The 19,780-nt window shown below is 53.6% G+C and carries 20 protein-coding genes; 11 read left to right on the top strand and 9 right to left on the bottom strand.

Annotation, left to right across the window (positions count from 1 at the left end; genetic code table 11):
- The first annotated feature begins 3 nt into the window (after positions 1 to 3).
- The 8 genes from lpxB to ACX9GT_RS19565 all read left to right on the top strand — a co-directional run bounded on the left by lpxB (position 4) and on the right by ACX9GT_RS19565 (position 10,693).
- On the top strand, positions 4 to 1,152 hold the full coding sequence (gene lpxB, locus ACX9GT_RS19600) for a lipid-A-disaccharide synthase (RefSeq protein ID WP_473188319.1): 1,149 nt from the start codon (positions 4 to 6) through the stop codon (positions 1,150 to 1,152).
- Positions 1,149 to 1,742 (top strand): ribonuclease HII, encoded by a 594-nt coding sequence (rnhB, locus tag ACX9GT_RS19595; protein ID WP_473188318.1) that lies wholly within the window; start codon positions 1,149 to 1,151, stop codon positions 1,740 to 1,742. The genes lpxB and rnhB overlap by 4 nt, the downstream gene beginning before the upstream one ends.
- 65 nt (positions 1,743 to 1,807) lie before the next feature.
- Entirely contained in the window at positions 1,808 to 5,296 is a 3,489-nt protein-coding gene (dnaE, locus tag ACX9GT_RS19590) for a DNA polymerase III subunit alpha (RefSeq protein ID WP_473188317.1), read from the top strand.
- Positions 5,297 to 5,308: 12 nt separating this feature from the next.
- Positions 5,309 to 6,268 carry an acetyl-CoA carboxylase carboxyl transferase subunit alpha gene (gene accA / locus ACX9GT_RS19585; RefSeq protein WP_473188316.1) on the top strand — a complete coding sequence of 320 codons (960 nt, stop codon included), beginning with the start codon at positions 5,309 to 5,311 and terminating at the stop codon, positions 6,266 to 6,268.
- A gap of 139 nt (positions 6,269 to 6,407) precedes the next feature.
- A complete protein-coding gene (locus ACX9GT_RS19580; protein ID WP_473188315.1) occupies positions 6,408 to 8,552 on the top strand; it encodes a lysine decarboxylase LdcC in 2,145 nt (714 codons plus the stop codon).
- Between the two features lie 32 nt (positions 8,553 to 8,584).
- Positions 8,585 to 8,983: a VOC family protein gene (locus ACX9GT_RS19575; protein ID WP_473188314.1), complete on the top strand. Its 399-nt coding sequence runs from the start codon at positions 8,585 to 8,587 to the stop codon at positions 8,981 to 8,983.
- A 63-nt stretch (positions 8,984 to 9,046) separates the two neighbouring features.
- Positions 9,047 to 10,372, top strand: a complete 1,326-nt coding sequence (gene tilS / locus ACX9GT_RS19570) for a tRNA lysidine(34) synthetase TilS (protein ID WP_473188313.1) — start codon at positions 9,047 to 9,049, stop codon at positions 10,370 to 10,372.
- Positions 10,373 to 10,378: 6 nt separating this feature from the next.
- Entirely contained in the window at positions 10,379 to 10,693 is a 315-nt protein-coding gene (locus tag ACX9GT_RS19565; protein ID WP_473188312.1) for a c-type cytochrome, read from the top strand.
- A gap of 52 nt (positions 10,694 to 10,745) precedes the next feature.
- Here ACX9GT_RS19565 and rof read toward each other — a convergent pair whose 3' ends face one another.
- Positions 10,746 to 11,009, bottom strand: coding sequence for a Rho-binding antiterminator (gene rof / locus ACX9GT_RS19560; RefSeq protein ID WP_459401566.1), 264 nt, complete (start codon positions 11,007 to 11,009; stop codon positions 10,746 to 10,748).
- Positions 10,996 to 11,196: a YaeP family protein gene (locus ACX9GT_RS19555; protein ID WP_473188311.1), complete on the bottom strand. Its 201-nt coding sequence runs from the start codon at positions 11,194 to 11,196 to the stop codon at positions 10,996 to 10,998. The genes rof and ACX9GT_RS19555 overlap by 14 nt, the downstream gene beginning before the upstream one ends.
- Positions 11,197 to 11,412: 216 nt before the next feature.
- On the opposite strand from ACX9GT_RS19555, the gene ACX9GT_RS19550 reads away from it, so the two are divergent.
- From ACX9GT_RS19550 to nlpE, 3 genes are read left to right on the top strand one after another with little or no spacing between them, the layout of a single operon-like run.
- Positions 11,413 to 11,961 (top strand): YaeQ family protein, encoded by a 549-nt coding sequence (locus tag ACX9GT_RS19550; RefSeq protein WP_473188310.1) that lies wholly within the window; start codon positions 11,413 to 11,415, stop codon positions 11,959 to 11,961.
- A gap of 3 nt (positions 11,962 to 11,964) precedes the next feature.
- Complete coding sequence (gene arfB / locus ACX9GT_RS19545; RefSeq protein ID WP_473188309.1) at positions 11,965 to 12,378, top strand: alternative ribosome rescue aminoacyl-tRNA hydrolase ArfB; 414 nt, start codon at positions 11,965 to 11,967, stop codon at positions 12,376 to 12,378.
- A gap of 58 nt (positions 12,379 to 12,436) precedes the next feature.
- The gene (gene nlpE, locus ACX9GT_RS19540; RefSeq protein WP_473188308.1) at positions 12,437 to 13,126 is read left to right on the top strand and encodes an envelope stress response activation lipoprotein NlpE; all 690 of its coding nucleotides are present in this window, start codon (positions 12,437 to 12,439) and stop codon (positions 13,124 to 13,126) included.
- A gap of 64 nt (positions 13,127 to 13,190) precedes the next feature.
- Here the strand turns inward: nlpE and ACX9GT_RS19535 are convergent, their stop codons facing one another.
- The 7 genes from ACX9GT_RS19535 to metN all read right to left on the bottom strand — a co-directional run bounded on the left by ACX9GT_RS19535 (position 13,191) and on the right by metN (position 19,759).
- Complete coding sequence (locus ACX9GT_RS19535; RefSeq protein WP_473188307.1) at positions 13,191 to 14,048, bottom strand: YaeF family permuted papain-like enzyme; 858 nt, start codon at positions 14,046 to 14,048, stop codon at positions 13,191 to 13,193.
- Positions 14,049 to 14,126: 78 nt separating this feature from the next.
- Positions 14,127 to 15,845 (bottom strand): proline--tRNA ligase, encoded by a 1,719-nt coding sequence (proS, locus tag ACX9GT_RS19530; protein WP_473188306.1) that lies wholly within the window; start codon positions 15,843 to 15,845, stop codon positions 14,127 to 14,129.
- A gap of 124 nt (positions 15,846 to 15,969) precedes the next feature.
- Positions 15,970 to 16,677 carry a tRNA (N6-threonylcarbamoyladenosine(37)-N6)-methyltransferase TrmO gene (gene tsaA / locus ACX9GT_RS19525; RefSeq protein ID WP_473188305.1) on the bottom strand — a complete coding sequence of 236 codons (708 nt, stop codon included), beginning with the start codon at positions 16,675 to 16,677 and terminating at the stop codon, positions 15,970 to 15,972.
- Positions 16,674 to 17,078 carry an Rcs stress response system protein RcsF gene (rcsF, locus tag ACX9GT_RS19520; protein ID WP_473188304.1) on the bottom strand — a complete coding sequence of 135 codons (405 nt, stop codon included), beginning with the start codon at positions 17,076 to 17,078 and terminating at the stop codon, positions 16,674 to 16,676. The genes tsaA and rcsF overlap by 4 nt, the downstream gene beginning before the upstream one ends.
- A 114-nt stretch (positions 17,079 to 17,192) precedes the next feature.
- Positions 17,193 to 18,008, bottom strand: coding sequence for a MetQ/NlpA family lipoprotein (locus ACX9GT_RS19515; protein WP_459401591.1), 816 nt, complete (start codon positions 18,006 to 18,008; stop codon positions 17,193 to 17,195).
- Positions 18,009 to 18,081: 73 nt separating this feature from the next.
- Positions 18,082 to 18,735 carry a methionine ABC transporter permease MetI gene (locus ACX9GT_RS19510; protein WP_473188303.1) on the bottom strand — a complete coding sequence of 218 codons (654 nt, stop codon included), beginning with the start codon at positions 18,733 to 18,735 and terminating at the stop codon, positions 18,082 to 18,084.
- Positions 18,728 to 19,759 carry a methionine ABC transporter ATP-binding protein MetN gene (gene metN, locus ACX9GT_RS19505; protein ID WP_473188302.1) on the bottom strand — a complete coding sequence of 344 codons (1,032 nt, stop codon included), beginning with the start codon at positions 19,757 to 19,759 and terminating at the stop codon, positions 18,728 to 18,730. The genes ACX9GT_RS19510 and metN overlap by 8 nt, the downstream gene beginning before the upstream one ends.
- Positions 19,760 to 19,780: the final 21 nt, after the last annotated feature.

Genomic DNA, 19,780 nt, shown 5'->3' with positions numbered 1-19,780 from the left:
TTTATGCCAAATCGTCCATTGACTATCGGATTGGTCGCCGGGGAAACCTCTGGTGATATTCTTGGTGCCGGGTTAATCCGCGCGCTGAAGGTGCAGCATCCAGAAGCCCGTTTTGTTGGTGTGGCAGGCCCGTTGATGCAGGCCGAAGGGTGTGAAGCCTGGTATGAAATGGAAGAGCTGGCGGTAATGGGAGTGGTAGAGGTTCTTGAGCGTTTACCACGCCTGTTGAAGATCCGCAGGGATCTTACCCGCCGGTTCAGTGAACTGGCACCTGACGTATTTGTGGGTATCGATGCGCCAGATTTCAATATCACGTTGGAAGGCCGCCTGAAAAAGCGTGGTATCCGCACTATTCACTATGTCAGCCCGTCAGTCTGGGCCTGGCGTCAAAAGCGCGTTTTCAAAATTGGTAAAGCGACCGACCTAGTGTTGGCGTTTCTCCCTTTCGAAAAAGCGTTTTACGATCGTTTCAACGTTCCCTGCCGTTTTATCGGCCACACCATGGCCGATGCGATGCCGTTGCAGCCGGATAAACTGGCCGCACGCGCTGCGTTAGGGATTGCCCCTGAAGCACGTTGCCTGGCGCTGTTGCCCGGCAGCCGTGGTGCTGAAGTAGAGATGTTGAGCGGTGATTTCCTCAAGACTGCGCAACTGCTGCGTACTCACTATCCCGATCTGGAAGTGGTAGTACCTTTGGTGAATGCCAAGCGGCGTGAGCAGTTCGAGCGTATCAAGGCCGAAGTGGCACCGGAACTGACGGTGCATCTGCTGGACGGCAAAGGGCGCGAAGCCATGATCGCCAGCGATGCCGTTCTGTTGGCCTCAGGGACTGCTGCGCTGGAATGTATGCTGGCGAAGTGCCCGATGGTCGTGGGTTACCGCATGAAACCCTTTACTTATTGGTTGGCGGAGCGATTGGTGAAAACTCCGTACGTTTCGCTGCCAAACCTGCTGGCGGGGCGTGAAATCGTGCCCGAACTGCTGCAACACGACTGTGTGCCGGATAAATTGGCTGCGGCACTGTTGCCGTTGTTGGAAGAGAGCCCGCAAGCCGAGCAGTTGAAACAGACTTTCCTTGAACTGCACCTGAGTATTCGCTGTGGTGCAGACGAGCAGGCCGCTCAGGCGGTATTGGAGCTGGCAAAAGCATGATTGAACCCTTTGTTTATCCTGTCGCCCGGCTGATTGCGGGTGTGGATGAGGTGGGCCGTGGCCCGCTGGTGGGAGCCGTAGTTACCGCTGCGGTAATCCTCGATCCGGCACGGCCGATTGTTGGCTTGGCAGATTCCAAAAAGCTCAGTGAGAAGCGCCGCGAAGCGCTGTATGAAGAGATCGTGGAAAAGGCGTTATCCTGGAGCCTGGGGCGTGCTGAGCCGGAAGAGATTGATCGGCTGAATATTCTGCATGCCACTATGCTGGCGATGCAGCGTGCGGTGGCTGGCTTGCCCCTCACACCCGACATGGTATTAATTGACGGTAACCGCTGCCCCAGTTTGCCGATGCGTTCGCAGGCGGTGGTTAAGGGGGATAGCCGAGTGGCAGAGATCAGCGCGGCTTCTATCCTGGCGAAAGTGACACGCGATCGCGAAATGACCGAATTGGATCGGGTATTCCCAGAGTACGGTTTTGCCCAGCATAAAGGCTACCCTACCGCTTTCCATCTCGAAAAGCTGGCAGCATTGGGGGCCACTCAACACCATCGCCGCAGCTTCGCGCCGGTAAGACGTGCGCTGGAACTGTAGTAGCCTTGAAAGCAAAGAGTTAACCTTGGCCCGCTAAGCTGGGCCCTACACCTTGGTATCTGGATATGGCCGAACCTCGTTTTATTCACCTGCGCGTTCATAGTGACTACTCCATGATTGATGGATTAGCCAAGATCGGCCCGTTGGTGAAAAAAGCTGCCGAACTTGCCATGCCCGCTTTGGCGGTCACCGATTTCACCAACCTGTGTGGCCTGGTGAAGTTCTACGGCAGTGCGCATGGTGCCGGGATCAAACCGATCATCGGTGCAGATTTCCATGTGCAAAGCGAGGTGCTGGGTGATGAACTGGCGCAACTTACCGTGCTGGCGACCAATAACCAAGGTTATCAAAACCTGACTCTGTTGATTTCCCACGCTTATCAGCGTGGTTACGGTGCTGCTGGTCCGATTATTGACCGCGACTGGCTGATCGAACACCGTGAAGGGTTGATCCTGCTTTCCGGTGCGCGGATGGGCGACGTTGGCAAATTCTTGCTGCGTGGTAACCAGGCGCAGGTTGATCAATGCCTGGCGTTTTATCAGGAATATTTTCCCGACAACTACTATCTGGAACTGATCCGCACCGGTCGCGCAGACGAAGAGAACTATCTGCATGCCGCCGTAGCGCTGGCTACCGAGCGCGGTTTGCCAGTAGTAGCCACCAACGATGTGCGTTTCCTGGTGGAAGATGACTTCGATGCGCATGAAATTCGTGTGGCGATCCACGACGGTTTTACGCTAGACGATCCCAAGCGCCCGCGTAACTACAGCCCGCAGCAGTTTATGCGCAGTGAAGACGAAATGTGCGAGCTGTTTGCCGATATCCCCGAGGCACTGATCAACAGCGTCGAAATCGCTAAGCGTTGTAACGTGACCATTCGCCTTGGCGAATACTTCCTGCCGCAGTTTCCTACCGGTGAAATGACCACCGAGGATTTCCTGGTGGCGAAATCCCAGGAAGGGTTGGAAGAACGTCTCGAATTCCTGTTCCCCGATCCCGAAGTGCGTGCTCAGCGTCGCCCAGAATACGACGAACGTCTGGATGTTGAACTGCGAGTGATCAACCAGATGGGCTTCCCTGGCTACTTCCTGATCGTGATGGAGTTCATCCAGTGGTCGAAAGATAACGATGTACCGGTAGGGCCGGGGCGTGGTTCCGGTGCCGGTTCGCTGGTGGCCTATGCGCTGAAAATCACCGATCTGGATCCGCTGGCGTTTGATCTGCTGTTCGAACGTTTCCTGAATCCGGAACGCGTGTCGATGCCCGATTTCGACGTCGATTTCTGCATGGAAAAGCGCGATCTGGTGATTGAACACGTAGCGGAGATGTACGGCCGTGAAGCGGTATCGCAGATCATCACCTTCGGTACTATGGCAGCGAAGGCGGTGATCCGCGATGTGGGCCGCGTGTTGGGTCATCCGTATGGTTTTGTTGACCGTATTTCCAAGCTGGTGCCACCCGATCCGGGGATGACGCTGGAAAAGGCTTTTGCCGCTGAACCGCAACTGCCAGAAATTTATGAGGCAGACGAAGAGGTCAGGGCGCTGATCGACATGGCGCGTAAGCTGGAAGGGGTGACGCGTAACGCTGGCAAGCATGCGGGCGGGGTGGTGATCGCACCCACCAAAATCACAGACTTCGCGCCGCTGTATTGTGATGCCGAAGGTAACCACCCGGTTACCCAGTTCGATAAAAACGACGTGGAATATGCCGGGCTGGTGAAGTTTGACTTCCTTGGCCTGCGTACCCTGACCATCATCGACTGGGCGTTGGCGATGATCAACGCGCGCCGCGCCAAGACCGGGCTGGAACCGATCGATATCGCCGCTATTCCGCTGGATGACAAGCCAAGCTTCGACATGCTACAGCGTTCGGAAACCACGGCGGTATTCCAGCTTGAATCGCGCGGCATGAAAGACCTGATCAAGCGTCTGAAGCCTGACTGCTTCGAAGATATGATCGCACTGGTGGCGCTGTTCCGCCCAGGCCCTTTGCAGTCGGGCATGGTAGATAACTTTATCGACCGTAAGCATGGGCGCGAAGCGATTTCCTATCCTGATATTCAGTGGCAGCATGAGTCGCTGAAACCAGTGCTGGAGCCGACCTATGGCATCATCCTGTATCAGGAACAGGTCATGCAGATTGCCCAGGTGCTGGCAGGTTACACGCTGGGTGGCGCGGATATGCTGCGTCGTGCGATGGGTAAAAAGAACCCGGTCGAAATGGCCAAACAGCGCGGCGGGTTTGAAGACGGCGCTAAATCGCGCGGTATCGACGGTGAACTGTCGGTAAAAATCTTCGATCTGGTAGAAAAATTCGCTGGTTACGGCTTTAACAAATCGCACTCAGCCGCTTATGCGCTCGTGTCGTACCAAACGCTGTGGCTGAAAGCCCACTATCCCGCCGAGTTTATGGCGGCAGTGATGACCGCCGATATGGATAACACCGATAAGGTGGTTGGGCTGGTGGATGAGTGCTGGCGCATGGGGTTGAAAATCCTGCCGCCGGATATCAACAGCGGGCAATATCACTTCCACGTCAATGACGAAGGCGAGATCGTTTACGGCATTGGCGCGATTAAAGGCGTGGGCGAAGGGCCGATTGAGGCGATTATCGAGGCGCGTAACAGCGGTGAGCAGGGGTATTTCAAAGATCTGTTCGATCTGTGCGCGCGCTCTGATGTCAAAAAACTGAATCGCCGTATTCTGGAAAAACTGATCATGTCCGGGGCGTTCGATCGCCTGGGGCCGCACCGTGCTGCGCTAATGAATTCGCTGGGCGATGCGCTGAAAGCGGCCGATCAGCATGCCAAAGCCGAAGCGATCGGCCAGGCGGATATGTTTGGCGTGTTGGCGGAAGCGCCGGAGCAGGTAGAGCAGTCTTATGCTAACGTGCCGCTCTGGCAAGAACAGGTGGTGCTGGATGGCGAGCGCGAAACGCTGGGGCTCTATCTCACCGGCCATCCGATCACCCAGTATTTGAAAGAAATCGAACGCTATGCCGGTGGCCAGCGTTTGAAAGATATGCATCCGACAGAACGGGGCAAGATGACCACCGCCGTCGGGCTGGTGATTGCCGCCCGGGTTATGGTGACCAAACGGGGCAATCGTATCGGCATTTGTACGCTGGATGACCGTTCTGGCCGCCTGGAAGTGATGTTATTCACCGAAGCGCTGGAAAAATACCAGCATTTGTTGGAAAAAGACCGTATCCTGATCGCCACTGGACAGGTCAGCTTCGATGACTTCAGCGGCGGGCTTAAAATGATGGTCCGCGAGTTAATGGATATCAGTGAAGCCCGTGAAAAATACGCTCGTGGGCTTGCTATCTCGCTGACGGACAGGCAAATTGATGACCAGCTTTTGAACCGTCTCCGCCAGTCGTTGGAACCCCATCGCTCGGGGACGATTCCAGTGCATCTCTACTATCAACGGGAAGATGCACGAGCAAGGCTGCGTTTTGGCGCAACCTGGCGCGTGACGCCGACCGACCGCTTGTTGATAGATTTGCGGACCCTGGTAGGTAATGAGCAGGTGGAACTGGAATTTGACTAAAATAGGAATGCTATGAGTCTGAATTTTCTTGATTTTGAACAGCCGATTGCAGAGCTGGAAGCGAAAATTGACTCGCTGACTGCAGTCAACCGTCAAGACGAAAAATTAGATATTAATCTGGACGAAGAGGTTCAGCGCCTGCGTGAAAAGAGCGTTGAGCTGACGCGCAAGATTTTTTCCGATCTTGGGGCTTGGCAGATTGCCCAATTGGCACGCCACCCGCGCCGCCCTTATACGTTGGATTATATCGAACATATTTTCACCGACTTTGAAGAACTGGCTGGCGATCGCGCCTATGCCGATGACAAAGCCATTGTCGGTGGTATCGCACGGCTGGATGGTCGCCCGGTGATGATCATTGGTCATCAGAAAGGGCGCGAAACCAAAGAGAAAATCCGCCGCAACTTCGGCATGCCAGCGCCAGAAGGCTATCGCAAAGCGCTGCGCCTGATGGAAATGGCTTCTCGCTTCAAACTGCCACTGATTACCTTCATCGATACCCCAGGGGCTTATCCGGGTGTAGGTGCAGAAGAACGTGGCCAATCTGAAGCGATCGCCCGCAACCTGCGCGAAATGTCCCGCCTGAATATCCCGGTGATCTGCACCGTGATCGGCGAGGGTGGCTCCGGCGGTGCGCTGGCTATCGGCGTTGGCGATAAAGTAAATATGCTGCAATACAGCACCTACTCGGTGATTTCGCCGGAAGGTTGTGCCTCAATTCTGTGGAAAAGCGCCGACAAAGCGCCGATTGCCGCAGAAGCGATGGGCATTACCGCACCGCGCCTGAAAGAGCTGAAACTGATCGATTCGGTGATCCCGGAACCTTTGGGCTCTGCACATCGCGATGTACCGGCGATGGCCGCTGCATTGAAAGCACAGTTGCTGGCCGATCTGGCGGATCTGGATGGTTTCAACAACGAAGAGTTGCTCAACCGCCGTTATCAGCGCTTGATGAACTACGGCTACTGCTGAGTTTGCCTGCGCCACAAGAAACCGCCTGCCCAGGCGGTTTTTTTACGCCTGTCATTCGTGGTTTAGGATGAGCAGGGTACACTCTGTTGGTTTTTCATGTTGTTATAAGCCTTGGTAGTTAACTGACAGGAGCAGCCCGATGAATATCATCGCGATCATGAGCCCGACGGGTGTTTATTACAAAGATGAACCGATCCGTGAGCTCCACACCGCATTGGCCTCCATGGGCTTCCAACTGGTATATCCGAAAAACAGCGGCGATCTGCTGAAGCTGATTGAGCACAACGCGCGTATCTGTGGAGTGGTGTTCGACTGGGACGATTATAGCCTCGAACTGTGCAGCGAAATCAACGATCTCAATGAATATCTGCCGCTGTATGCGTTTATCAACACTCATTCCACTTTCGATGTCAGCCTGCATGAAATGCGCATGGTGCTGTATTTCTTCGAATATGGCTTGAACGCCGCAGAGGATATTGCCCAGCGCATCCAGCAGTACACCGATGAATATAGGGATACCATTACCCCGCCGCTGACCAAGGCGCTGTTCACCTATGTGAAAGAGGGCAAGTACACGTTCTGCACGCCGGGCCATATGGCGGGCACCGCGTTTCAGAAAAGCCCGGTGGGCTGCCTGTTCTATGATTTTTTCGGTGCCAACACGCTGAAGGCCGATATTTCCATCTCGGTAACCGAGCTGGGTTCATTGCTCGATCACACCGGCCCACACTTGGAGGCGGAAGAGTATATCGCCCGTACCTTCAACGCTGAGCAGAGTTATCTGGTGACCAACGGCACATCCACCGCCAACAAGATCGTCGGTATGTATTCGGCACCGGCGGGTAGCACGGTGCTGATTGACCGCAACTGCCACAAATCGCTGTGCCATTTGCTGATGATGTGCGACATCGTGCCGATTTACCTGCGCCCGCTGCGCAATGCCTACGGTATTTTGGGCGGCATCCCCCAGCGTGAACTTTCTCATGACAGCATTGCCAAACGGGTGGCCGAAACCGCCAACGCCAGTTGGCCAGTGCATGCGGTGATCACCAATTCCACCTATGACGGTTTGCTGTATAACACCGATTACATCAAGCAGACGCTGGATGTGGCATCGATTCACTTCGATTCCGCTTGGGTGCCCTATACCAATTTTCACCCGATCTACGAAGGCAAAAGCGGCATGAGCGGCGAGCGCATTCCGGGCAAAGTGATTTATGAAACCCAATCGACGCACAAATTACTCGCGGCGTTTTCGCAGGCGTCGATGATTCATATCAAAGGTGATTACGATGAAAACACCTTTAATGAAGCCTATATGATGCACACCACCACCTCGCCGCATTACGGCATTGTTGCTTCGATGGAAACCGCGGCGGCTATGCTGCGCGGTAATCCGGGGCGGCGCATGATTAATCGCTCTGTGGAGCGGGCGCTGCATTTCCGCCGTGAAGTCCAGCGCCTGCGGGCAGAGAGCGACAGTTGGTTTTTCGATATCTGGCAGCCGGAAGAAATCGACGAGGCGCAGTGCTGGCCGCTGAACCCGGATGATAACTGGCATGGTTTTGGCAATACCGATCGCGATCATATGTATCTGGATCCGATCAAGGTTACCATTCTGACGCCGGGAATGAACGAACTGGGCGAGTTGGAGAGCAGCGGCATTCCGGCGGCGCTGGTGGCGAAATATCTGGATGAGCGCGGTATCGTGGTGGAGAAAACCGGGCCGTATAATCTATTGTTCCTGTTCAGCATCGGTATCGATAAAACCAAGGCAATGAGCCTGTTGCGTGGCTTGACCGATTTCAAACGCGCATACGATCTCAATCTGCGGGTGAAAAACATGCTGCCGGATCTGTATGCTGAGGATCCAGATTTTTATCGCCATATGCGCATTCAGGAGCTCGCCGCCGGGATCCACCAACTGATTGGCCAGCATGATTTACCGCGCCTGATGCAGCGGGCGTTTGACGTTTTGCCGGAAATGAAGCTGACGCCTTATGAGATGTTCCAGCAGCAGGTACGGGGCAACGTGGAAACCTGCGAGATCGGCCAGTTGATCGGCAAAGTGGCCGCTAACATGATCCTGCCTTACCCGCCAGGCGTTCCGTTGGTGATGCCGGGGGAGATGATCACCGAAGAGAGCCGTGCGGTGCTCGATTTCCTGCTGATGTTGTGCTCGATCGGTGAGCGTTACCCCGGCTTTGAAACCGATATTCATGGCGCAAAACCGACCGATGATGGCCGTTATCTGGTGAAAGTATTGAAAACGCCAGCGGCTTGACGCAGGCATAACGTTATAAAAGGAGTTCATCCATGTTGGCATTGCGCCAGGTTCACCATATCGCGGTGATCTGTTCTGATTACGCCGTCAGTAAGCATTTTTACTGTGAGATCCTCGGGTTTGCCTTACTAGCAGAGGTTTATCGCGCAGAGCGTGATTCCTGGAAAGCCGATCTGGCGCTGAACGGCCAGTATACGATTGAACTGTTTTCCTTCCCTACGCCCGCGGCTCGCCCAAGTAGACCGGAAGCCTGTGGCCTGCGCCATCTGGCATTTAGTGTGGATGATATTGATAGCGCGATTGCTGAATTACAAGTTGCGGGAGTCGTGTGTGAACCAGTGCGTGTCGATCCTTATACCCAGTCCCGCTTTACCTTTTTCAACGATCCCGATGGATTACCGCTCGAGTTATATGAACTTCAACGTGGTTAATACTTGCTTGCTGACGGTGAGCTGGTTAACGTTCGGCTATGTGAATGCCATCAGGCATAGTCAATGAATACCAATCAACTCATTACACAGCTTGCCGATCAACTGGGTGCTAAACGCCAACTATTGCTGGCGTTTAGCGGCGGGCTGGATTCCAGCGTGTTGCTGCATTTGTTGGTGCAATTGCGCCAGCAGCAGCCGGGGATGGTTTTGCGTGCGGTGCATATTCACCATGGTCTGAGCCGTTTTGCCGATGAGTGGGTGACGCATTGCCAGCAACAGTGTGAAGGTTGGCAGGTGCCGCTGGTGGTTCATCATGTTCAGTTGGATGGGCTGAGTGGTGGTATTGAGGCGGCGGCGCGAGCGGCTCGCTATGCGGCTTTCAGTGGCACACTGATTGCGGGTGAAACTCTGCTGACGGCACAGCATCTTGACGATCAATGTGAAACCTTTTTGCTGGCCTTAAAACGTGGCAGTGGCCCGGCGGGGCTTTCGGCGATGGCCAGCGAGGCCAGGTTGGGAAATCATGTGTTGTTAAGGCCGCTGTTGGGCGTCTCGCGTCAACAGTTGGAGGATTATGCCCTTCAACATCAATTGCGTTGGATCGAGGACGACAGCAATCAGGATTGCCGATTCGACCGCAACTTCCTGCGTTTGAAGGTGTTGCCCGTGCTGAATGAGCGCTGGTCGCATTTTGCGGCGGCAGCGGCACGTAGTGCCAGCCTGTGCGCCGAGCAGGAGCGATTACTGGATGAACTGCTGGCAGAACAGTTAACGCTATTGCTGGATGCAGAAAACTCGCTGGCGATAGCTGGGCTGCAAGCCTGTTCTCCGGCCCGGCGTGATGCGCTATTGCGCCGCTGGATTGCCCGGTTTGGTGTCACCATGCCTGCTCGCGATCAGTTGCCAAGGATCTGGCACGAAGTGGCGCTGAGCCGTGAAGACGCGGAGCCGCAGCTACAGTTGGGCAACTACCAGATCCGCCGTTTCCGCCAGCGTTTATACCTGTTGCCGCTGATGGCTGATTTACACGCTTGGCAATTGCTCTGGCCGCAACCGACCAGGCTGGAGTTGCCCGATGGGCTTGGTGCGTTGGTCAGTGGGGAAGGGAATAACCTGGTGCGTGCACCGCAGGCGGGTGAGCAGGTGAGCGTGCGTTTTGGCGCTACAGGCCGGGTGCGTATTATCAATCGGGCCGGTTCAAGGCACGTCAAAAAACTGTGGCAAGAGTTAGGCATTCCCCCTTGGCAGCGCGAACGTATCCCATTGATTTACTATGATGAGCAACTGATTGCCGCCGTGGATACTTTTGTTACCGACGCTGGGCAGGTGCCTGCCGGTGAACAGCCGTGGCGGCTGAGCTGGAAGAAAAATAATAACAATATCTCGTGAGGAACCATGATGAAAAATATGAGCGTAGTGGTGGTGGCCGGGTTGTTGAGCGTTTCTGCTCTGGCTGCAGGTGACGCAGCGGTGGGTAAGAGTAAATCGGCCACCTGTGTGGCATGCCATGGTGCAGAAGGCAAAGTTTCGGTACCGATGTATCCGAATCTGGCCGGGCAAAACGCCATGTATTTAGAGCAGGCGTTGCAGTCCTACAAGAAAGGGGAACGGACCGGTGGCCAGGCTCAAGTGATGAGGGCATATGTGGCAAATCTGTCAGACGCGGATATCGCCGATCTGGCGGCCTACTACGCCAGCCTGAAGCCATAAATGACGAGGGCAGCCGTTGGGCTGCCCTGTAGAGAGGGGGTTACCGAGGTGTTTAGTCAGAAAGACTCACGACAACGGTACCAATTTCTGGATGACTAAAGCTGTGAATATGGTCCAAACGCACATCGCGCTGAGTACCATTTTGTTCGATCGTCAGGTATTCAACGCTTTTCTTTTGCAACAGATCGACTGCCTTGGCTTCGATGGTTTCTCCGTCGCGTAACTCCAGCTTCAGAGTCAGTTTTTGCTGGCAGGCGAGTTCCAGATTGTCGTAGTCATCACAATTGATGGGTTGATACTCATCATTCATCAACATAGTCGCTCACCAATAAGTTAGCGGCGGCAAATGCCGCCTGTTCCCTAACGGAGGACGGTAGCGCGCTATTCGCTGCAACCTCGTCCAATGCCTTTAAAACACATGCTAGTGCATCAGGCACGTAGCCAAGATCTCCACTGCCGATCTGGGCGTAAAAACGGCGTACTAACTCACAATATTGTTGCACAGTTTCCTCCCTTAAGAATCTCTGCATAATCGCCAACGTAGGCTGCGATGAGGCACAGACACTCGGAGATCAGTCCTATCCTAAACGACTATAGCACAGGTGCAATGGAGTTATTAGCACCTCGTAGTGGCTTTCATTCGCAGCTATAGGCTCCTCGTGCTGGCTGTGAACCGATCTTATCAAGTACACTGTGGCCTGTTAATAATGAGGTTACCCATGGCGCTGAAAGCAACAATTTACAAAGCCACGGTCAATATCGCGGATATGGATCGTCACTTTTACCACGACGCGACGCTTACGTTGGCCCAGCATCCTTCAGAAACCGAACAGCGTATGATGCTGCGCCTGCTGGCATGGATCTGCCATGCTGATGAACGCTTGGTGTTTACCAAAGGCTTAAGTGCGGAAGATGAGCCGGAAATCTGGCAGCGCAACGACCATAACGGGCTGGAAATGTGGATCGAACTGGGTCTGCCGGATGAAAAACGTATTAAAAAAGCCTGTAATCAATCTCCACGGGTGGTGCTGTATGCTTATGGTGAGCGTGCCGGGTATGTCTGGTGGCAATCGATGCAGGGCAAGGTGGCAAACCACAAAAACCTAAGCATCCGTTTTCTTGATGATGAACAATTAGCTCGCCTAGCCGCGATGGCCAGCCGCAATATGACGTTACAAGCCACGTTGCAGGAAGGAACTATTTGGCTTTCTGATGCTCAGAATAGTCTGGAAATTCAATTTGCCGAATGGCAGCAGGCACAGGTGTAACCGGTGCTGGCACTGTCAAGAAACGTAGCGATACCGGACAACGAAATAGAACTCACGGCGATCCGCGCTCAAGGTGCGGGCGGGCAGCATGTGAACAAAACCTCAACGGCCATTCATTTGCGTTTTGACATCCGGGCATCTAGCCTGCCAGAGTATTACAAGGAACGGCTGCTGGCGCTTAATCATCATTTAGTGACCGCTGATGGTGTGGTGATCATTAAAGCGCAGGAATACCGTAGCCAGGAATTAAATCGTGAAGCGGCGCTGGCCAGATTGGTGGCGCTGATTCAACAGGCGATGGTGGTTGAAAAGACGCGTAGAGCAACGAATCCCAGCAAAGGGGCAAAATTACGCCGCTTGGAAGGCAAGGTGCGCAAAGGCGCAACCAAAGCGCTGCGCGGCAAGGTTCGCCCTTGAGGAAGCCTGTTTGGGCACCACGCTGTGGGTATCAATGGAACACGGCAGGAGAATAACTGTGAAGATAATAACAATCGTCCTGTTTTTAGCGGCAGGATCACTTTCGCTACTAGGCTGTAATAACCAATACCAACCGAAAGAACAGTCGCTTCAGCCAATGCAGCAGAGTTATCAGGGGGTATTGCCTTGTGCTGACTGTAGCGGGCTGGATACGACTTTGTTTCTGGATAAAGATGGCACCTTCATTTTGCAGGAAACCTATCGTGACACCAAAGATGGCGATAAAACCTTTGCCAGCTATGGCCAGTGGGCGCGCACGGCCGATCGGTTGGTGCTGACCGAAGGCAGTGGTGAAAAGCGTTACTTCCGCCCGGCAGGCAAGAATCTGCAAATGTTGGATCGCAGCGGAGCACCGATGACGTCCGAGCTTAACTATACGTTGTCGCCAACCGAGCAGCCGTTGCCAAAAACGCCAATGCCTTTGAGTGGGCTGTATACCTATTTGGCTGATGCGGCAGTATTCAAAGATTGTGCGACCGGTAAAACCTTCCCGGTGGTCAATAACATCGCATTGGAACAAGGCTACTTGAAAGCCCGTAAAGCGCCAGGGGAGCCGTTATTCCTGATGCTTAACGGCCATTTCAGCGTTCAGCCATCAATGGAGGAAGGGCAGATGCAAAAAGCATTAGTGCCTGAGCCTGATGGTAAGGTGACTTTCGATAACAGCAAAGATTGTAACAGCCACTGATCGCGTTGATGTTGGACAGGTGAAGATAAAACCCCGTTATTGCCAATAACGGGGTTTATGTTTTTTAGAATACGTCATGGCCTGGTTGGTTCTGGGATTTGCCATCATGCGCGTTATTGCTGACCAATGCGCGATTGCGTAAATAGATACCCGGTTTGATGTGCCCGACATACGCCAAGGTCTGGCTTGGTGCCAGCGTTGCAATATCACCTTCCCGCATATGCAGCAAATCACCGGGGCTGACCCAGCCAGGCGAGGCCAGGGTGAGCGGCCGTCCGGCGTGCTCAAAGGCGGCCAACACAAACTGCGAGCAGAAATAGCTGGATTCATCGGCGGTTGGCGTACTGAGTTGCGCGGCTGCCAATCCTTGCACGCACTGCTGGCGGAAATCCTTCGAGAAAGGATTTAGTGAGCAAATCTGTTTGGTGACCATGAAGGGCATCATTTCAATAATCCCCTGATAGTTATAACGGCTACCGGCCTTTTGCTTGGCGAAGTGGCGAATCTGCTCTGCTTGAGTGGCGGTCAGGTCCGGCATGCGCAAAGCAAACAGTTTGTCACTGTGAGCCTGTGCATCTTCCAGGCTCACAATCTGTACGCCATCACCTACGGCTTCGGCGACTTGGCCTTGACCAATATAGATCGCCACATGGCTGACTGAGGAAGCGCTGAAGATACGGATCCCCAGAGAGGTCAGACCGATCGTTGAAGAAAAAAGCAAGTCGCCATCTTGAAGAGCGGTTGCATCGACTTCCCGAAAGGTATTCTGTGGTGCGGAACTGAGGGCTTGAAACTGGATATCTACGGGATTGAGGGAGGCGCGTTTTTCTTTTTCGGACAACGCAATATCCATGGTACAGCCAGTGAGAAAGGCTGGCAGCAGCGCAAACAGCCGCATAAATGAGGTGTAAGGTAACGGCATTTCTTAATCCTTTAATGAACTGCGTCCTTAGCAAAACACCCTGCAAAACAGGGTGTTTTTCATACCGCCTGGAGAATATCAGCGTTTGATCTGGGCCAACAGGAAATCAACGATTTCGCCGGTTTTAATCATCTGTTTCTCGCCAATCCGGCGATTTTTGTACTCAATTTCTTCACTGTCGAGGTTGCGATCGCCAATCACGATGGAGTGCGGCACGCCGATCAGTTCCATATCGGCAAACATCACGCCAGGGCGCTCTTTACGGTCATCAAGAATAACGTCGATGCCGTGAGAACGCAGCTGGTTGTAAAGCTCTTCGGCCAGTGCCTGCACGCGGAATGACTTATGCATGTTCATTGGCAGAATAGCCACCTGGAATGGCGCGATCGCATCTGGCCAGACAATGCCACGATCGTCGTGGTTCTGCTCAATAGCGGCGGCCACTACGCGGCTGACTCCAATACCGTAGCAACCCATGGTCAGAACCTGGTTACGGCCATCTTCACCCTGTACCGTGGCTTTCATCGCTTCCGAATACTTGGTACCCAACTGGAAGATATGACCCACTTCGATACCGCGTTTAATCAGCAAAGTGCCTTTGCCGTCTGGGCTGGCATCGCCTGCGACCACGTTACGGATATCGGCAATCTGCGGCAGCGGCAGGTCGCGCTCCCAGTTGATGCCGAAGTAGTGTTTAGCGTCGATATTGGCACCGGCCCCAAAATCGCTCATGGCCGCTACGCTGCGGTCGATCACCACAGGAACCGGCATCTTGATTGGGCCGAGGGAACCTGGGCCTGCCCCCACCGCAGCACGAATCTCTTCATCCGTGGCGAAGGTCAGCGGAGCCGCTACCTGCGGCAGTTTCTCGGCCTTGATTTCGTTCAGCTCGTGATCGCCACGTACCAACAGCGCAACCAGCTTGTGGCCGCTCTCTTCGCTTGCACGAACCAGCAGGGTTTTCACCGTTTTCTCGATCGGCAACTGGAATTGCTCAACCAGTTCGGCAATGGTCTTGGCGTTAGGGGTATCAATAATACGCAGCTCTTCGGTGGCTGCACCACGTGGCTGCGCAGGGGCAACAGCTTCTGCCAGCTCAATATTAGCCGCGTAATCAGAATCGGTAGAAAAGACGATATCGTCTTCACCGCTGTCTGCCAGCACCTGGAATTCGTGTGATGCGCTACCGCCGATAGAACCGGTATCAGCCAGCACCGGGCGGAAATCCAGCCCCATACGGCTGAAGATCTTGCTGTAGGCTTCGTACATGGCGTCGTAGGTCGCCTGCAGAGATTCCTGCGTGGTATGGAATGAATAGGCATCTTTCATCAGGAATTCACGGGAGCGCATCACGCCGAAACGCGGGCGGACTTCATCACGGAATTTGGTCTGGATCTGGAAGAAATTCAGCGGTAACTGTTTGTAGGAGCTGATTTCATTGCGGATCAGATCGGTGATCACTTCTTCATGCGTTGGGCCGAGAACGAACGGGCGTTCGCCACGATCGACAAAGCGCAGCAACTCAGGGCCATATTGCTCCCAGCGGCCGCTTTCCAGCCACAGATCTGCGGGTTGGACCACCGGCATGGAAACTTCGATCGCATTAGCATTGTTCATTTCTTCACGAACGATGTTTTCAACCTTCCTCAGAACACGCAACCCGGTTGGCAACCAGGTATAAAGACCAGAGGCCAGCTTGCGGATCATCCCGGCACGCAGCATCAGCTGGTGGCTGATCACTTCGGCATCGGCAGGTGTCTCCTTCAGGGTGGAGAGCAGATATTGGCTAGTACGCATGATGTTTTGGTTCCGTTAGCACTGCTAATTGCATCGGGCTGCCAGCAGGAGTGGCAGCCAAAATTTTCAAAAGTGGTTTAGTCTACCAGCGCAGGGCGGTTGTCAAAAGAGAGACGGTGGATTTTTAACGGGCGTTGAGTGATAACACTTCAGTTTGCCCATCGACAACCCGCCAGCGCACGTTGAACTCCAGCAACCATACGGCATATTCACGCTCAGCTTCTTCCACTTTACGATAGGCAGGACGTGGATCCTGTGCCAATACCTGGCTGATAAAGCGGCGTAAATTGGGATGGCGGCGCAGATGCAGCTGCAATTGCTGCTCTGCCTGCGGAGAAAAACTCACTGGCATATCACCAGCAGGGGCGGTTTGAGCAAAACCGGCACGCGCCTGAGGATGGCTCTCGGCAAACGGCAGGTAGGGTTTGATATCGACGACCGGCGTACCATCGACCAGATCGAGACTGCCCAACTTCAGCACGACTTTCCCGCTTTGGGTCTGGATGCCTTTCAGTTCGATCAGCGACATGCCGAGTGGGTTAGGGCGAAAGGTCGAGCGAGTAGCGAAAACACCCATACGGGTATTACCACCCAATCGTGGTGGCCTGACCGTTGGCCGCCAGCCACCCTCCATGGTTTGATGGAAAATGAACATCACCCAGAGATGGCTGAACTCACTGAGGCCGCGCACGGCTTCCACCTGGTTGTAAGGCGGTAACAACACCAGCTCTCCGCCACCGTCTTCGACCAACCCCGGTTGACGGGGAACGGCGAATTTTTCTTTATACGGTGAGCGGATGATGCCGATCTGATTAAAAACGAATTCGGTCATTTGGCCGAAACGTTAAGCGCAGAACCTTGGCAAATCGCCTGTTGGTAGCAACCGGCAACGCCCCTGAGCATCTGGCAGTCATGCAGCAATACTGCATTGGCCTTCATATGAGAGGCGCGCTGCTGCATCCGCCTGCGGGCAGAGGTCAGACTCGGTGGCGGATCCTGAACCGTGAGTTGGCAGACGCTACCGGAAACTTCCCCCAAATCGCGGAAAGGCTTACCGATTAATTCTTCTGCACTTTTGTACAGTGTCACTGGCGCTGGACGTGCTGCTGGTGCCACTTTTACCGGTGCAGTTGCTACCGGTGCATTGGTGCTGTCTGTTGTGGGTGCTACTGGCTTCGGTTTAGAACATCCGGCCAGCAAAAGTGCTAACAAACAGAGAGGTAAAACACGCATTGACATTCCTCTGCCTTTAATAAAAGTGGCGCTATTGAAACAATCTCTGGTCGAAATAACAAGACGGGCCTGAGCCCGTCTTGCAAATATAGGAGCAAAATAGGTAAGGGATGATTACCAGCCTTTCACTGCGCCACCGTTGAAGATTTTATTCGCTGCTTCGTTGACTTCCTCAGACTCATAGGCCTGAACGAATTTTTTCACGTTTTCTGCGTCTTTGTTATCTTCACGAGCAACCATGATGTTGACGTAAGGCGAGTCTTTATCTTCAACAAAGATACCGTCTTTGGCTGGCGTTAAACCGATCTGGCTGGCGTAAGTGGTGTTGATGACGGCCAGGGCGATTTGCTGATCGTCCAGTGAACGTGGCAGCTGTGGTGCTTCCAGTTCGACCAGCTTCAGGTTTTTCGGGTTTTCCACCACGTCCAATACGGTAGGCAGCAGGCCAACACCGTCTTTCAGTTTAATCAGGCCTTGTTTCTCCAGCAGCAGCAGCGAACGCCCCAGATTGGTTGGGTCGTTAGGTATTGCGATCTGTGAACCTTCTTTCAGCTCATCCAGCGATTTGATTTTTTTGGAGTAACCAGCAATCGGGTAAACGAAGGTGTTGCCGACCGGAACCAGTTTATAGCTACGGTCTTTGATTTGCTGATCCAGGTAAGGTTTATGTTGGAAAGCGTTCAGATCGATATCGCCTTTGCTCAACGCTTCGTTTGGCAGGACATAATCGTTGAAGGTTACCAACTCAACGTCCAGGCCATACTTCTCTTTTGCGACTTTTTGGGCAACTTCCGCCACCTGCTGTTCAGCACCAACGATAACGCCCACTTTGATATGGTTTGGATTTTTTTCGTCCTGACCGCAACCGGCCAAAGCCAGAGTACCGATCAGTGCGCCGATTGCCGCAATGGATTTAAATTTTAACGACATATCCTTTCCTCATTAGACTCGTATATGAAATACGCTTTACCCTATCGAGTAGCTGTAAGCGTGCTGGTAAAAACTATTTGTGAGTAACGGCCTTAACAATACGGTCGCCACAGAACTGAATCAGGTACACCAGAACAACCAGTAATATTAATACCGTATTCATAACGGTAGCGTTATAACCAATGTAACCATACTGATAACCAATTTGACCTAAACCCCCTGCGCCGACGGCACCACCCATCGCAGAATAACCCACCAGGGTAATCAGCGTGATGGTGGCCGCATTCACCAGACCAGGCAATGCTTCAGGCAACAGCACTTTCTTGATGATTTGCATTGGCGTGGCGCCCATGGCACGGGCAGCTTCAATCAGCCCTGACGGGATCTCCAGCAGGGCGTTTTCTACCATACGGGCAATAAAAGGCGCTGCGCCGACGGTCAGCGGCACGATGGCGGCCTGCAAACCAATAGAAGTACCGACTATCATGCGGGTAAAAGGAATCATCCACACCAACAATATAATGAAGGGGATGGAACGGAAAATGTTCACCAACCCAGACAAGGTTTTATACAGGGTATTGTTGGCAATAATTTGCCCTGGGCGGGTAACGTACAATAGCACACCAACCGGCAAGCCGAGCACGAAGCCGAAGAAGCCCGAGACAAAGGTCATCGTAACGGTTTCCCAAACTCCACGTGCCATTAACCACATCATTGCCTCAGACATAACCCAGAACCTCTACTTTTACCTGATTTTCCTGTAGGAACTTAATCGTTGCCTGTGCGTCTTCGTCTGAACCATGTAACTCAGCCAGCATCACGCCGAACTTCACCCCACCGGCGTAATCCATTTGCGCGCTGATAATGTTGTTATTGACGTTGAAACGACGGGCTGCTTCGGACAGCAGCGGTGCATCAACCGACTGACCGGTGAATTCCAGGCGCAACAGCGGTTGATGATTGCCATTGCGTTCCGGCATCAGGCGTTTGGCGTAGTCATCTGGAATATCCAGATGCAGGGTGGATTGGATAAACTGCTGGGCCAACGGTGTCTTCGGATGAGAGAACACTTCGCTGACGCTGTCTTTTTCAATCAATTGCCCCTGGCTGATGACGGCAACCTGATCGCAGATGCGTTTAACCACGTCCATTTCATGGGTGATCAGTAGAATGGTCAGCCCAAGGCGACGGTTAATATCCTTCAGCAATTCGAGAATGGAACGCGTTGTGGCCGGATCGAGTGCGCTGGTGGCCTCGTCACACAGCAGCACTTTAGGGTTGCTGGCCAAGGCACGGGCAATCGCCACGCGCTGTTTCTGGCCACCTGACAGATTGGCTGGGTAGGCATCGTGTTTGTCTGACAAACCTACCAGTTCCAGTAACTCGGCAACGCGTTTTTTGATTTCACTGCGCGGGGTATTATCCAGCTCCAGCGGCAACGACACGTTGCCAAATACCGTGCGTGAAGAGAGCAGGTTAAAGTGCTGGAATATCATGCCAATCTGACGGCGTGCACGTGTCAGTTCGCGTTCAGACAGGGAGGTCAGGTCCTGCCCATCCACCAATACGGTGCCGGATGTTGGGCGCTCAAGCATGTTGGCGCAGCGGATCAGCGTACTCTTACCGGCGCCCGAGGCACCGATTACGCCGTAAATCTGCCCGGCAGGGACGTGAAGGCTCACGTCGGAAAGCGCGCTGATGGTGCGCGATCCCTGCTGGAACACTTTGGTGATGTTGGAAAGTTTAATCATATTCTTCTTATTTTTAGCGTG

Source organism: Serratia sp. YWN4 (genome assembly GCF_055790845.1).
Note: the sequence above shows the minus strand (reverse complement) of the source record. Positions and strands in the feature narration are given on the sequence as shown.